Here is a 15,326-nt window from a genome sequence, read left to right as displayed (position 1 = left end):
GCCCCCACCCTAAATCCAAGTTCGGGATTTATCTGGTGCTTTGCTGTTATCTAGACTAAACGTGTTCACCAAGGCAGAGACCTGCACAGAACAAGCCCCCACCCTAAATCCAAGTTCGGGATTTATCTGGTGCTTTGCTGTTATCTAGACTAAACGTGCTCACCAAGGCAGAGACCTGCACAGAACAGCACCCCATCACAAATCCAAGTTCGGGATTTATGATGGGGTGCTGTTCTGCTCCAGTCTCTAAGCGCCTTGGTTCACACTCTTTTACATTAACTCATTCTTCTATCCAACGACCGTGACAACAGCGACAATGCATAACATACAATGAAGTACATAATGGCAATCATCAGGAACATCGGTAAAATATACGTTGAGTTTTGACCATAAACGATTTGCGCGTTATGCATCAAATCTGGCAACACGATAATAGTCGCCAGTGACGTATCCTTAATCAGTGAAATAAATTGACTCACCAACGCTGGAATCATCTTTTTCATGGCTTGAGGCAAGACCACGTGATACATGGCTTGCCCATAAGATAAGCCGTTCGCTCTGGCACCTTCCATTTGACCGGGGTCAACGGCTGCAATACCTGAACGGACGATTTCAGCAATCATCGTTGATTCAAAGACCGTCATGGCTAAAATCGTTGCCCACACACTGCTGGGACGAAAGCCTAAGTTTGGTAAACCAAAGTAGGTAAAGAAGATAATCAGCAGCAACGGCAAGTTACGAATAATATCGATAAACAAACCAACAATCGGTGAAACAATCTTGATATTGACGTAACGCACAATGCCCAAAATCGAGCCTAGAACGTAACTGCCAAGAATCGAGACTACGGATACAGCCACCGTAATCCAAAGGCCCTGAAGCAAATAATGAATGTTGATCCATGAGTATGCATTAATAAAGTCTTTCATGACTGCACCCCCCTAGGCTAATTTCTTTTCGAGATAACGCATCCAGTAACTTAACGGTAACGTGATGATCAGATATAAGATACCAATGCAAATGTAAGTACTCATGGTATTCAATGAATCTGACGCAATCACGTTTCCTTGATACATCAGGTCAAAGCCAGCAACGAAGGCTAGGACTGATGAATTTTTAACTAAGTTGATAAACTGGTTGCCCAGTGGTGGAATGACGTAACGAAAGGCTTGTGGCAAAACAATGTAGCGCATTGACTGCCACCAAGATAACCCATTGGCTCGGGCACCTTCCATTTGCCCAGGATCCACTGAATTAATCCCAGAACGAACCGTCTCAGCGATAAAGGCTGACGTATAAATAGTCAGGCCAATTGTTCCGGCGGTAAACCCGTTGATCTTCGCAATAAACATGGGAATTACCACAAAGAAAAACATGGTGATAACCAGCAACGGAATGTTCCGGAACACTTCAATGTAGATCCGCGCAATGACTCGTAAAAACTTGATTGGTGTGGTTTCAAAAATGGCAAACATCGATCCAATAATCAAACTAAAAATCAGTGCAATCACACTACACAGTAAAGTTTGACCGAATCCTTGGAGCAATAGACTGCCGTAATTATGAAAAATAGCTATCATCGTTCCATCTCCTTAACGTTCATGCCAGGTACACTCCCAAACCACTTGGTCAAGAGGCGGTTATACTGACCGCTCTGTTCTACCTGAGTTAAAGCCTGATTCAAGTCACGCTTAAATTCTGGTTGATTTTTATTGATGGCAATCCCATATGGTTCTTTAGTGAAGGCACCACCCGTCAACACGTAGCCAGGGTTTTCAACTGACATACCGGCTAAAATACCGTTATCAGTAGTCAACGCCTCACCTTGACCCGACTTCAACGCCGTCATGGCTTGTGCGTAATCAGAAAGCTGCAGCACTTTAGCCTTTGGTGCAAACTTGGCAACGTTTTGAACAGAGTTAGAACCAACCACGCCCAAGACAGTTGCCCCTTTATGGTTAAGATCCTTCACGTTTTTAACGGCACTACCCTTTTTAACCAGCAAGGATTGTCCGGCATCGAAGTACGACCGAGAAAAATCGACTTGTTTCAACCGTTCTGGTGTAATGGTCATGGTCGCCATAATGGCATCAATGTTCCCGTTTTTCAGTAAAGGCATCCGGGTTGAACTTGTTACCTGAACGAACTCTGCTTTACCTTTGGGTCCTAAAATCTGTTTTGTGAGCGCCTTAGCCATATCAACTTCGAACCCGTTGATGTGACTGTTCTTTACGTCCATTAAACCAAACAATTTCGTATCAGCTTTAACACCCCAAGTAATCGTGTTAGTCCGCTTAGCACGGGTAACCACGTTTTGATCTGCCAGTGATTTTGATCCACAGGCAGACAATACCAGCACTAATGCAAGACTAGAGATGATAACGCCGACCAATCGGAAAAATTTCTTCATGCTCCCATCTCCTGACTTTAGTGAGTGATAATCTTGCTTAAGAATTGACGAGCACGTTCGTTACTTGGCTGCCCATCAAAGAATTTCTCTTTCGTATCGTCTTCAAGGATTCTGCCATCTGCCATGAAGATAACCCGGTTAGCCACTTCACGAGCGAAGCCCATTTCGTGGGTAACCACTAACATAGTCATTGACGAGTCGCGGGCAATATCCTTCATAACGTTCAGCACATCGTCAATCATTTCTGGATCCAAGGCACTGGTTGGTTCATCAAACAGCAGTGCTTTAGGCCGCATGGCTAAGGACCGGGCAATCGCGATACGCTGTTGTTGACCACCAGAAAGTTGTGATGGCATCTTAGGTGCTTGATCAGCCAAACCGACTCGGTCAAGCATGTCCATAGCAATTTTTTTGTTCTCTTCTTCTGGTCGTTTCAAAACCAGTCTTGGTGCCAACATAATGTTTTCCAAAATCGTTTTATTTGCATAAAGGTTGAAATGTTGGAACACCATCCCAACGTTCTTGCGAATCCGGTTCATATCCGTTTTTTTATCAGCTAAATCCTGACCATTAACGATCAGCTTACCTTCCTGAATCCGTTCCAAACCGTTAATCGTCCGAATTAAGGTTGATTTACCTGAACCTGATGGGCCAATAAGCACCACGGTTTCACCTGCATCAATGGTCAGGTTAATGTCATGCAAAGCATGGAAATCGCCATAGTACTTTTGAACATCGTGAAATTCAATCATTGACATGTTTTTTCCCCTCCGCCTTAAGAAAATAGTGACCAATCTCTAAAGTATTCTACAACAAGATAAGCGAACAAGCTGCATGGTCTGTTAGAGGCATACAGCCTGCTCGCTTAGACGGCTGAAATTCATTAGATATTTGGTTCATATGAGATGCACTATACTGTAAGTGCACGCCTTGAAGTACTGAAATATTTCGACCAATTTCATCCACTTCTAATTTTGTCTCAATATAAATATTAAACCATATTCAACCATTGGTCAAAGCAATTCATCGCTTTAAGCCCGTTATATCGACTCATATTACGGCAGAAATCGCGCTAAATCAACACCTCTCTGACTACGATAATTTTTTCATCAAACGGTAAAATATTCACTTTTTTAGAAATATTCACTTCGTTCTAATGCTATTCTCATTACGACTCAAATAATATAAATGATGGCTGGCTAAGATCGGCATAAAGTACAATCAAATCTAGTCCAATTTCACACCTCAAGATCCAGCCATTTAACGCAAATAATGCGTATCCCGACAAAAATCTCTCCGGAATACGCATAAATTCAAGAAGCAGCAAGTTGTGTCGGGCTTCTCTAAACGTGTTTACCAAGGTAGAGACCTGCATAGAACGAGCCCCCACCCTAAATCCAAGTTCGGGATTTGGTGTTTTACTTCTATCTAGACTAAACGTGTTCACCAAGGCAGAGACCTGCACAGAACAGCACCCCGCCACAAATCCAAGTTCGGGATTTGGTGTTTTACTTCTATCTAGACTAAACGTGTTCACCAAGGCAGAGACCTGCATAGAACGAGCCCCCACCCTAAATCCAAGTTCGGGATTTAGGGTGGGGGCTCGTTCTATTACGGTCTCTAAACGCCTTGGTTCACACTCTATTTAATGATACCGCTTCATCCGCGAAGTCGGCGCAGCGGGAGATGTCGGTATATTGGTTATCGATTCAGACTGCGAAAAATCCTCTTGGTTCAAAGGTGCTTCGTTTGGCTGTACGTGATGACCCTGCTTATCCCGCTCATATGCCAACTGAACGCGAATCGTGTATGGCGCCTGCTTTTCAATGGGTTCGTTACGCCCCATCTCCATATACGGACCACCAACTAAGATGACGTTAGCAAGATACAGTTTCACCTTATCGTAAACATCTTCAATCGGCTGCAAGCCAACCGTTGTAATCTTGCCCATTGGTGCCTTTTGCGCCTGATTCATACCAGCGTAAACGATCATCTGCTGACCATCCTGCTGTAACTCAAAGTAGGGAATATTAACCCCTAAACCAATCGCGTAAACTGGTCTCTTAGTCTTTTCCAGTTGCTGAGCAAGTTCACGGGAACCCAAGCCACCGTAATCAGGCGTCATCAATTGCATTTGCTGCAATTGATTGGCTAGTTGTGCAATATTGCTGCTCTGTTCCGCGTCAACCGCCACTTTACCAGGTAAAATCTTTTTACTGTCAAAATACCCGTTAGCCGGGATATTGGCACCGTTTAGAAGGTTGTTACCACGTTGGTGTCTGGATTGCTGACCATCTTCGGTTACTGAATCACCGGCACCAAGCGTTTTCCCAAGCATTTTTTCGATTTTAGGCGAAATATCAAACGGTGCTTGTTTATTAGTAAAGTAGTAGAAAACATTCATGACTGAGAAATAAGCCAAAATAATGGCAACTAACAGGATCAAGCTACCTCGCAGCCCAAAACCGTTTTGAATCCAGCGCACCGAAACATACAGTAAGTAAACCACACCGATAACGCCAAGAATGGTGTATATTCTGTTCTTCAGCTTAACGTTTAAGTTCACATACCCCAGGTAGTGATTAATCATATCCAAGAAACTAAACAACTATTGTCACCCCCTTATTGAGCCGTTGTCTGATCAGTACTTCCAGTTGTATCGGTACCATCTGACCCATTATTCGTCTGTGTATTATTAGTTTGTGAAGATGTCGTGGTTGACTTAGAATCGTTTGTCCCCGTGCCATCGTTATTATTGGTCGTATTTCCACCCGTTGATTTCGTTTTAGTGGAAGTGCCATTAGCATTGCTCGTGCCTGTTTGCGGACTTGAAGTAGTCGTACTCGTATCGTTTTGACTGCTCTGAGAGCTGGAATCCTTTTTCTTTGAACTATCGCTGCTAGAATTCTTTTTATCCGATGATTTACTATCAGAACTGGACGATTGCTTATTTGAATCTGTCACCGAATTATTAGAGATCACACGAGCACTAGCTGGTTTCCCCTCTTTGGAGTGACTGACTGAATTAACCACCACGTTAGTTGCACCCAAAGCAAGTGCAATCGAAACGATCGCAAACGGGGTGATAAAGGGTGGTGTCCGGTATGCCATATTTTATGCCTGCTACTAATAACTTATAAAAAGTTATAGATTATTCTTGCTTCGTCCTATCCTGCCTCGCATCAAGCTCGCTAATACAGTTGATATGATAGTCCACAAGCGTTAATTCCCGGCTAGCCACCGGTACATACTTTGAAGCCTGTTTTAGTAGGCGAATTCAAAGTTTTCAGTATCCCTGATATTCAGGGCCGCATTAATATCACGATCTTCAGTATAGTGACAGTTTCGACATTCATACACCCGATCTTTCAATTTTAAATCAACCTTTTTATGACCACATTGGTGACACACTTTAGAAGTCGGTTCAAAACGGTTGGTCAAGTGTACTGGAATACCTAACTGCTGGCATTTAGCGATTAATTTGATTCTAAAGTTGTAGAATCCTTGGTAACTAACTGCTTTAGCTAAATGCCGATTTTTCATCATACCTTTAACATTCAAGTCTTCTAAGGCTACCCACTGCGGTTTGGTTCTCACCTCAGCAGCAATAATCTTATTTTGATAATCCGACTGAATGTTGGTCAATCGTTGATACAAGCGTTGCACCTTCCGCTGAATTTTAGCTAGATTTAAATCAGTAGCAGACTTCCCTTCTTTCTGTCTTCTAGCTTTCAGTGCAAGATACTGACGAGACAATTTTCTTTGCAGGCGTCTAAGGCGTTTCCTGATGCGTCTTATCCGACTGCTTTTATTTTGATTGTGATATAAAGTGCCATCGTTTAGAATGGCAAACTCTTTTAAACCAAGGTCAATGCCAATGGGCTCACCAGTCAGTTCCAACTTTGGTAATTCGGCCTGTTCCACTAAACAGGTCAAGTAATAACGACCAGCCTTGAATTTGATCCGGCCTTGTTTAATCACAAAATGCTCGGCATCAGTGGGAATATAACCGAATTCTTTGAGGCGCACCCAACCGAGCTTAGGCAACTTGATTCGATGACGCTGACAAGGAACGATTTGCGTTTTACCGTTCTTAACAAAGTAATAACTGCCCTGACCGTGCTTAAACGAGCGCCAATGTGGGAAACCACTTTGTTTCTTAAAAAATCGCTTCATGGCCGTATCAGCATCGATAAAGGCCTGTTTAACCGATTTAGCATATAAATCCTTGATCCACCTGTCATCAGGATTGCTCTCAAGATACTCATGGTTAAACCACTTGCTAAACTCATAAGCGCCCATGTAATGATAACCGCATTCATAGCGTTGCCGGTTAATATCCAAAAACAGGTTATAGGCCCAACGACTGCCACCAATATGACAATCAATCAGCCAGGCTTGTTTTTCATTTGGCTTGATTTCGACTTTATAGGTGAGTAACATCAGTTGTTCCGCCTTATTGGATTTAATCACCAAGGTGAGGTGTCCCTCATATTATACGGGATGTATTTAGTCCAAAAAGCCTTTTAATGAAATTCATATAAATCACTACACATAAGCTATCAGCTAATACGAAAAATTTAACACCCAACTTTAACTTGGTTATATTTTTTACCAGACTTATAAAATAGGCAATAGTATAGTATAGAAGCACCCCTTTACAAAGATTGATATTCTTTTACAACAAAACAGTTACTGTTCATTCCTCCTCAAAACTTTTTATTAACCATTAGTATCTCAAATTATTATTAATAAACAACAAAACAAACCTTAAATATTAAATAAGGTTTGTTTACACATCTTATTTTGCGAGTAGTTTTTGACAATCAGGACAGATACCATACAGTTCAATCCGATGACCAACGATGTCATAACCCGGTAACTGATCCTTAAAAACATCCACTGGACATTCTTTAAGTTCCGTGACTTTACCGCAATTTTGGCAAATAAAATGATGATGGTGCAAGTGGCTGAAATCACACTGATACTTGACCCGTGCCTGTTCTCCTTGAACCTGCTGCTCAACCATCCCCGCTTCTTCAAACTCCTTGATGTTACGGTAAATGGTATTGTGGCTCATCCCGGGAAACTGTTTTCTCATGTACTCATCAACCAGGGTTACATCATGGTAGTGATCTTGATTTTCAAGCAAATAGCTTAAAAGTGCTTTACGCTGTTTCGTGACTTTTAAATGATTTTTCTTTAATTCTGTTAACGCTTGGGCGAGTTCTGCCGGCATTTAATGACACCTCTTTGAACGTGTTTTCCGTCTTAAACAATAATGATTACGCTTAAGACAGTGTATCACAAATATATGAACAATAATACATATGTCCGTTGTTTTTTACAAAGAGGGTGTTTTCAGCTTTGCCACGATTGCTGCAAGCCGCTCTTGGGTCTTAGCCCAATCATCGTTTTGGAGAACCATTGCGATTCCTTTTAGATCCTCAGGTAAGGTCAAGTCGCGACTGTATTCCTTGCTTTTAATTCGCGACTGAATCATTTCTAACTGATCACCGCGGTCCTTAAGCCGTTCGTGCAGCACCACCGATTTGCCCACAGTCAAAAACAGGATAAACGCCTGCTCTTTCAAATCACGGACGTACGTTTCAGCTCCCTTAGTATCAAGGACGATACTGACTAAATCGGATTTTTCAAACGCCCGCTGAAGTCCTTCATATGAAGACCCGTACTGGTAACCAGCGTAAGTCACTGACTCTAGGTAGTGATTCTTGGCAAAACTGGCGTCAGTTTCAAAGTAATAGTCCACACCATCCCTCTCACCAGGTCGCATTGGCCGAGTAGTATGCGTAATGATCCGTGGAATCTGATATTTGGTTTTTAAATAGGTACTCACCGTTGTTTTCCCGGTTCCCGTTGCACCCGTAATGACAATGACGTGCTTCATGACTTCCCCCATTATTGATTAGCTGCAATTTTTGCAGAAATATACTGGTGCGTCCGTTTCATCAACTGCTTTAAATTATCGTAGGTTAACCGATCAACTGCTTCATCTTCGTCAAACCAGCCGTAATCACTGATCTCAACGTCTTGTTTTTTAATTTGAACGTCAACAGGGACTTCGCTGACGAAGAGGTGGACCTCTTTATGATTGCCGTTTGGCAGCTCATATTTGAGTTCATCGTGATAATTCGTATCGAGTTCGACCTGAAGCTGGGTTTCCTCACGAATCTCTCGAATAGCCGTTTCGTCTAACTTTTCCTTACCTTCTACATGGCCCTTAGGAAAGCCCCAAAAATCACTGGTAGCACTCTTAAGTAACAGGTACTCCGGCTGACCGTTTTGAACCCGATAAACCACTGCGCCGCTAGCTACTTCAGTTGTCATTATCAAATCATCCTTCCGAAAATATTAATAACTCTTATTTTAGCCTAATCAGTGTGGCAAGCAAACTGGGAAATTCTATTTTAGACAAATTTCCCAAAACTTAACGGGAATGAACATGCCAGCGTTAGACTGTGAATTGCTTTTGAAGCCTAACATGGTTAAGATGGACTTAAAATTCTTTTCAATATTTAATTTGGAGGAAGTTTATATGTCATCATTTATTTCGCGTCTTTTTCGTCGGGAAAAAGTTGACCGTTACTTGGAAACTGACAAGAAATTTGTAAAAACCATGTCGGCGGTTGACTTAATCTCACTAGGGATTGGAGCCGTTATTGGTACCGGGATTTTTATTCTACCTGGTACTGTGGCTGCAACCAAGGCTGGTCCCGGAATTATTTTATCCTTTGTCTTAGCGGCCATTGTTTGTTCCACTGCAGCCATGTGTTACGCCGAGTTTGCCTCTGCCCTACCCGTTGCTGGGAGTGCTTATTCATATGGTAACCTGGTTTACGGTGAAATCATTGGCTGGATTCTTGGCTGGGCTTTGATTTTGGAATACGTGCTGGCTGTGGCCGCCGTTTCTAGTGCCTGGGGTGCCTACTTTAAATCCTTCATGAGCGGCTTTGGTGTCAATATTCCATCGTCAATCGTGGGTCCCTTAGACATCGCTCATGGTTCCTATGGTAACTGGATCGCCATTATCATCGTGCTGATCATTTCGTTGATGCTGGCACACGGAGTGAAATCATCCGTCCGACTAAACAACATTATCGTTTTCGTCAAAATTGCTATTATTTTGCTGTTTGTCGTGGTGGGTGCCTTCTTCATTAAACCAGGTAACTGGCATCCCTTCATGCCATTCGGTTTCCATGGTGTGCTGGCTGGTTCATCCGCTGTCTTCTTCGCCTACCTTGGCTTTGATGCGGTTTCCAGCTCAGCTGCTGAAGTAAAGAACGCCAAACGGAACATGCCAATCGGTATCATTGGAACGTTGATCATCGCAACCTTGCTATACGTTTTGGTCGCTATCGTCCTCACTGGAATGATTAGCTATACGAAGTTAAACGTTGCTGATCCCGTTTCATTTGCGTTACAAGTGGTTCATCAAAACTGGGCTGCCGGTGTTATTGCACTGGGCGCTTTAGCTGGGATGTTCACCATGATGGTTACCATGATCTACAGTTCTTCACGGTTAATCTACTCAGTGGGCCGTGATGGCTTGCTGCCGAAGTTCTTAGGCAAATTAGACCGGCACGGTAACCCCATCAACAGTTTACGAACGATTACTGTTGTGATTGCGGTCATGGGTGGTTTCGTACCCCTTGATCAACTGACCAACTTAGTTAACATCGGGACCCTGATTGCCTTCTTGTTCGTGTCCTTTGGGATTATTCCTCTGCGTCACAATAAAGACATTGAGAATAATCAAGGCTTCCAAGTACCTTGGTATCCAGTATTACCAATCGTTTCAGGCTTTCTGTGCCTGTTCATGCTAACTCAGCTGCAAGCTGAAACTTGGATTGCTTCTGGTATCTGGTTCTTGTTTGGACTGATCTTATACCTGAGTTATGGTATGCATCATAGTCGGTTGAACGATCCGAAGAATGCAGAATAGTGTGTGCAGCAACTCGGTAGATTCCGGCCATATAAGATGAATAAACCCCATTCCGATGAATTTTGTTGGAATGGGGTTTATTCATCTTATATGGCCGGAATCTGAGTTGCGGAACATGATTAGACCCTATCAAAGTATCGAGCATCCGTATATTCTTAGCAAGATGTCAGTTAAGAATACGTTGAACTTCACATATCAAAACAGACAAATTATATCTTCTCAACTAACTATGAATCCAGCCTAGCAATAGCATGTTTCAACAGCAACGGCGCAATGACTGTAGACAAGATGATCACCACGATCAATTCCGAATACAGCTCAGGTGCCAAAAGTTTCGCCTGATACCCAATTTGGGCGATAATCAAGGCCATTTCACCACGGGAAACCATACCGGCTCCCACGACGTATGAACTATTAAAGTTGAAGCCTAAAACTTTAGCACCTAGTCCACCGCCGATTAATTTAGATAACACGGCAACAACGGTCATTCCCAGGATCAACAAAATGTTGCTCCAGAAGTGATCAAAGCGCATTTCAATCCCGATACTGACGAAGAAAATCGGCACGAAAAACGCGTAACCAATGGGACTGATATTAGTTTCAACTTCTTCTCTCGCGGTGGTTTGAGCCACGGCGATCCCTGCGAAAAAGGCACCAATCACAGCGCTCAATCCGGTTAAGTCAGCTAAATAAGCCATGCCTAAACAAATGATCAAAGACATAATCGGCACCGATTGCGGTACCGGTAAGTGTTCAAATAACCGAATCAAAAACGGTGCGATCCAGCGAATCACCACGTACACCATCACAAAATAAGCAAGCTGTTCGCCGATACTGAGTAGTAAATTAGGTTCGCTACGACTGCCACTAGAAAACATGCTGACAAAGATACTCAGGATCAGCACTGCCATAATGTCATCCACAACGGCGGCACCAAGAATGGTGGCACCTTCCTTAGTGTTTAATTTACCGAATTCCCGCAGCACTTCAACCGAAATTGAAACTGAAGTGGCCGCGAAAACTACACCCCAAAAGATGGCACGTTCAAAGTTTTGATGCATGAGCACACCGTAAATATAAAAACAGATCATGGGTAAGATGACACCCATTGTTGCCACGCTGATTGCGGGTTTAAAGTACTTTTTTAACAGTTTTAAATCGCTTTCCAGCCCAGCCATGAACATCAAAATGATCACGCCAATCTCTGCTCCAGCCGTTAACAGCTCACCTGGCCGAATCCAGTTCAGTAAAGCTGGTCCAAGTAAAATGCCCACCAGCAGCTGACCAATCACACTGGGAATCCCGATTCGCTGGCTAAGCGCGCCAGCAATTGTAGTGGCAAATAAAATTAGCGCTATTTCGCCAATATAGTTCACATCAACGTTCCTTTCTATCCTTGTCCTTAAATTAGTTATTATTACAGTGTATCATGACTCAAACACCCCTGGCTATCAGCTCGGCTTATATGGCATGGCTGCGGTATAATGGAAACAATACTCACCTGCAGGAGGAATGACCTTATGAAAATTAATCAATTTGCAATTGCACCCACAACTTTGGCTGACGAAAAGAAAGAATTACTACAAATTCAGTTCATCCGTCAAGCTGATTTACAACTCACGCCTCACCGGCTATTACGTCGTTTACTCCAACAAAGTTTCCCCGAGGTCAACAGTCATGAAGCTGCGGATACCAAAATTGCTAACTTGCTGGCTGCTAACCAGTTAGATGCGCTGTCACTGACCCAAATTAGTGGTGACATCAAACCGTTACATATTTATAATCTGATCCTGCAACTCTTAGGCTTTGAGACTGGCAGAGATTTCCAGATTGACTCGCCAGCAACCATTGCTTCAAAAGTTAATTTACCTGAATTTGAACACGATTCGTTGACTAACGATGACTTGCTTCACGCCTGGTATCAGTTACTCATCACCCATACCACCACGGGCCAGACTTTTCTGGATCAGCTAGCTGGTCGCGGTTATTTCCGTCGACTCGATAACTTGCCCAAACCGCTATTCTTTAATGGTAAGGCTCAACCCGTTTTTGACACCACTAAGCTGATCCATGAAGTCGTCTATGTAGAATCTTCTCAGGATACTGACCACGATAATCTGCGAGACCTGCTGAAAGTGGAAATTACCCGACCCGGTGAATCAAATCAGCAACCAGTACCGGTCCTTTACACGGCTTCACCTTACAATCAAGGAACTAACGACGCTGACGGTGATGCGCTGACACACAACGTTAACGTTCCATTGACAGAAAAACCGATAACCGCCAGTACTTTAAGTAGTCAACAGACCGTACCAGTTAAAGTACCGGAACCACGAGTCATCAATACGCATACCGATCAAGCTGACGAAAGTTTCGGTAACACGTTTGATTACAGCCTAAACGACTACTTTCTCGCACGGGGGTTCGCCGTGGTGTACGCAGCCGGTATTGGCACCAAGGAGTCAGACGGTCTACGAACCACCGGTGATCCGGAAGAAACAACTTCCACGATTGCTGTGATCGAATGGCTAAATGGCAAACGGACCGCTTTCACCAACCGCACGTCTAATATTGCCATCGCCGCAACTTGGTCAAACCGTCACGTAGCCATGACTGGCCGCTCCTACTTAGGTACATTGGCTACCGCTGCCGCAACTACCGGCGTGGAGGGCCTGAAGACAATCATTTGCGAAGCTGGGATTTCCAGTTGGTACGATTACTACCGTGAAAACGGTTTGGTCATTGCTCCAGGAGGATTCCCTGGTGAAGACGCTGATGTGCTGGCAGAAGAAACCTTCTCCCGTCAGCAGCAAGCCGGCGACTACAGCCGCATCAAGGAAAAGTGGCAACAGCAACTGACAGCCATTACGGCCGAACAAGATCGCACAACGGGGAATTATAACGACTTCTGGGATGTTCGTAACTACCGTAAAAATGCTAAGCAGATTAAAGCTGACGTGATGATCGTCCACGGACTTAACGACTGGAACGTCAAGCCACGTAACGCAGAAAAACTTTGGCGAGCCATTAGTGATCTGCCTATCAGCCGCAAGCTCATTTTGCATCAGGGGCCGCACATCTACATCAATAACTTTCGCTCGCTGGACTTCACAGACATGGTCAATCTCTGGCTGTCACATGAACTCTACGATTTAGATAACCATGCAGAAACGATTTTGCCCGATGTGCTGATTCAAGATAACGCCAGTGCTGAATCTTGGCAGACCGAGTCTGATTGGGGTGCAACTACTAACCATGCGGCTCACTATCATTTAACCACTGACGGGCTTTCTACTGACACCACGGATCAAGCTACTGTTCAATTTAACGATCAGTTAGACGATGGCATTTTTAAACAATATGCCAAAGATAACGCCCAGTGGCAGCGTGATTTAGTGAAGGAACCATCTCCACTTGAAGGCCACCGCCAAATCTTTCGTGCACCTGCTCAAACCGACGACTTGGTGATTGACGGCTGCCCCGTGTTACACCTCAGCGTAGCGTCCGATCAACCCATTGGCCTGATCAGTGCCGAACTGGTAGATTTAGGCAACTTTAAACGATTGAACCCACTACCAACTGTCCTGGCACGGCAAGCCATGGCGTTGGGCTACCATTTCCGTAAAGAGGATCTACGTGAATATGAACTGGCTAAGAAGCCGACACCTTATCAACTGATTTCGAAGGCTCATCTGAATTTACAAAATCGAACCGCTTTGACTCAGGTGGATACCATTACACCGGGCGAGGTTTATCCAGTGACACTAGAACTGCAACCCACCCATTATCGACTTACCGCAGGGCACCAACTAGGGCTGATCGTCTATGCCACCGACTTTGGCATGACCGTTCGCGGTAATCAGCAGATCACCTACACAATCTCACTGGCCAATAGCTGGTTAGAACTTCCCCACCTATAGAGTTCGTGATATTATGGTAGTTAACTTCAATTTGAAACGAGGTAATTCACATGAAACAAGGCACCACGATCATTACGCTAGATAACGGTTATCATCTGTGGACCAACACGCAGGGTGAAGGCGATATTCACCTGCTTGCACTGCACGGTGGCCCCGGTGGCAACCATGAATACTGGGAAGACACTGCTCAGCAACTTAAGAAACAGGGACTCAACGTTCAGGTTCATATGTATGACCAATTGGGCTCATGGTACTCAGACCAACCCGATTACAATGATCCTAAGATTGCTGAAAAGTACCTGACCTATGACTACTTCTTGGATGAAGTTGAAGAAGTTCGTCAAAAATTAGGCTTGGACAACTTCTACTTGATTGGCCAATCATGGGGTGGCGCATTAGTACAAATGTACGCTGCTAAGTACGGTCAGCATTTAAAGGGTGCCATCATTTCATCAATGGTCGATAACATTGACGAATACGTCACTCACATCAACCAAGTTCGTGACGAAGCATTACCAGCTGATGCTGTGGCTTACATGAAGAAGCAAGAAGCTGCCAACAACTACGACGATCCACAATACCAAAAGTACGTGGATGTCTTGAATGATGGTTACGTTGACCGGAAAAAGCCAGCCGCAATTTCCCACTTGATTCCAACCATGTCACGTCCCGTTTATGGCGCTTTCCAAGGTGACAATGAATTCGTCATCACTGGTAAATTAAAGGAATGGATGTTTGAATCTCACCTCAAGGACATTAAAGTGCCAACCTTACTGACCTTTGGTGAACACGAAACCATGCCAATTTCAACAGCTAAACGCATGGCAACTGAAATTCCACATGCTCGTTTAGTAACCACTCCAGAAGGTGGTCACCATCACATGATCGATAATGCACCCGTTTATTACGATCATTTGGCAACCTTTATTCGCGATGTTGAAAGTAACAATTTTAACGACTAAATCAAAAAAGAGTGTGCCACAACTCGGTAGATTTCAGAATTTAACGCAAAAAACGTATTCCGTCGAACTTT

15 protein-coding genes are annotated in these 15,326 nt (G+C 43.8%); 3 read left to right on the top strand and 12 right to left on the bottom strand.

Annotation, left to right across the window (positions count from 1 at the left end; translation table 11 throughout):
* Nucleotides 1–275 precede the first annotated feature (275 nt).
* The 11 genes from AC6H04_RS00080 to AC6H04_RS00030 all read right to left on the bottom strand — a co-directional run bounded on the left by AC6H04_RS00080 (nt 276) and on the right by AC6H04_RS00030 (nt 8,758).
* Complete coding sequence (locus AC6H04_RS00080) at nt 276–929, bottom strand: amino acid ABC transporter permease (protein ID WP_497569750.1); 654 nt, start codon at nt 927–929, stop codon at nt 276–278.
* Between the two features lie 12 nt (nt 930–941).
* Nucleotides 942–1,580, bottom strand: a complete 639-nt coding sequence (locus AC6H04_RS00075) for an amino acid ABC transporter permease (RefSeq protein ID WP_497569749.1) — start codon at nt 1,578–1,580, stop codon at nt 942–944.
* The gene (locus AC6H04_RS00070; RefSeq protein WP_497569748.1) at nt 1,577–2,410 is read right to left on the bottom strand and encodes a transporter substrate-binding domain-containing protein; all 834 of its coding nucleotides are present in this window, start codon (nt 2,408–2,410) and stop codon (nt 1,577–1,579) included. Before AC6H04_RS00070 ends, AC6H04_RS00075 begins: the two co-directional genes overlap by 4 nt.
* Before the next feature lie 17 nt (nt 2,411–2,427).
* Nucleotides 2,428–3,168: an amino acid ABC transporter ATP-binding protein gene (locus AC6H04_RS00065; protein WP_098823866.1), complete on the bottom strand. Its 741-nt coding sequence runs from the start codon at nt 3,166–3,168 to the stop codon at nt 2,428–2,430.
* Nucleotides 3,169–3,578: 410 nt separating this feature from the next.
* On the bottom strand, nt 3,579–3,965 hold the full coding sequence (locus AC6H04_RS00060) for a hypothetical protein (protein WP_497569747.1): 387 nt from the start codon (nt 3,963–3,965) through the stop codon (nt 3,579–3,581).
* A 90-nt stretch (nt 3,966–4,055) separates the two neighbouring features.
* Nucleotides 4,056–5,018 carry a DUF6681 family protein gene (locus AC6H04_RS00055; RefSeq protein WP_497569746.1) on the bottom strand — a complete coding sequence of 321 codons (963 nt, stop codon included), beginning with the start codon at nt 5,016–5,018 and terminating at the stop codon, nt 4,056–4,058.
* 14 nt (nt 5,019–5,032) lie between these two features.
* The gene (locus AC6H04_RS00050) at nt 5,033–5,521 is read right to left on the bottom strand and encodes a hypothetical protein (RefSeq protein WP_497569745.1); all 489 of its coding nucleotides are present in this window, start codon (nt 5,519–5,521) and stop codon (nt 5,033–5,035) included.
* A 153-nt stretch (nt 5,522–5,674) separates the two neighbouring features.
* Nucleotides 5,675–6,853: an RNA-guided endonuclease InsQ/TnpB family protein gene (locus tag AC6H04_RS00045; RefSeq protein ID WP_497569744.1), complete on the bottom strand. Its 1,179-nt coding sequence runs from the start codon at nt 6,851–6,853 to the stop codon at nt 5,675–5,677.
* Between the two features lie 358 nt (nt 6,854–7,211).
* The gene (locus AC6H04_RS00040; protein ID WP_497569743.1) at nt 7,212–7,649 is read right to left on the bottom strand and encodes a Fur family transcriptional regulator; all 438 of its coding nucleotides are present in this window, start codon (nt 7,647–7,649) and stop codon (nt 7,212–7,214) included.
* A 105-nt stretch (nt 7,650–7,754) separates the two neighbouring features.
* Nucleotides 7,755–8,318, bottom strand: coding sequence for a guanylate kinase (locus AC6H04_RS00035; protein WP_497569742.1), 564 nt, complete (start codon nt 8,316–8,318; stop codon nt 7,755–7,757).
* Nucleotides 8,319–8,329: 11 nt separating this feature from the next.
* Nucleotides 8,330–8,758 carry a bis(5'-nucleosyl)-tetraphosphatase gene (locus tag AC6H04_RS00030; RefSeq protein WP_497569741.1) on the bottom strand — a complete coding sequence of 143 codons (429 nt, stop codon included), beginning with the start codon at nt 8,756–8,758 and terminating at the stop codon, nt 8,330–8,332.
* Between the two features lie 208 nt (nt 8,759–8,966).
* Here AC6H04_RS00030 and AC6H04_RS00025 point away from each other — a divergent pair, with 208 nt between their 5' ends.
* A complete protein-coding gene (locus AC6H04_RS00025) occupies nt 8,967–10,373 on the top strand; it encodes an APC family permease (protein ID WP_497569740.1) in 1,407 nt (468 codons plus the stop codon).
* Nucleotides 10,374–10,600: 227 nt separating this feature from the next.
* Here AC6H04_RS00025 and AC6H04_RS00020 read toward each other — a convergent pair whose 3' ends face one another.
* Nucleotides 10,601–11,749, bottom strand: a complete 1,149-nt coding sequence (locus AC6H04_RS00020; protein ID WP_497569739.1) for a cation:proton antiporter — start codon at nt 11,747–11,749, stop codon at nt 10,601–10,603.
* Between the two features lie 144 nt (nt 11,750–11,893).
* Between AC6H04_RS00020 and AC6H04_RS00015 the strand changes: the two genes are divergently transcribed.
* Both AC6H04_RS00015 and AC6H04_RS00010 read left to right on the top strand, forming a co-directional pair.
* Complete coding sequence (locus AC6H04_RS00015) at nt 11,894–14,293, top strand: Xaa-Pro dipeptidyl-peptidase (RefSeq protein WP_497569738.1); 2,400 nt, start codon at nt 11,894–11,896, stop codon at nt 14,291–14,293.
* Nucleotides 14,294–14,343: 50 nt separating this feature from the next.
* Nucleotides 14,344–15,255, top strand: a complete 912-nt coding sequence (locus AC6H04_RS00010) for a proline-specific peptidase family protein (protein WP_497569737.1) — start codon at nt 14,344–14,346, stop codon at nt 15,253–15,255.
* The last annotated feature ends 71 nt before the right edge of the window (nt 15,256–15,326 follow it).

Source organism: Secundilactobacillus sp. MJ173 (assembly GCF_059704265.1).
The sequence above is the reverse complement of the archived record's forward strand: the minus strand, read 5'-3'. Positions and strand labels throughout refer to the sequence as shown.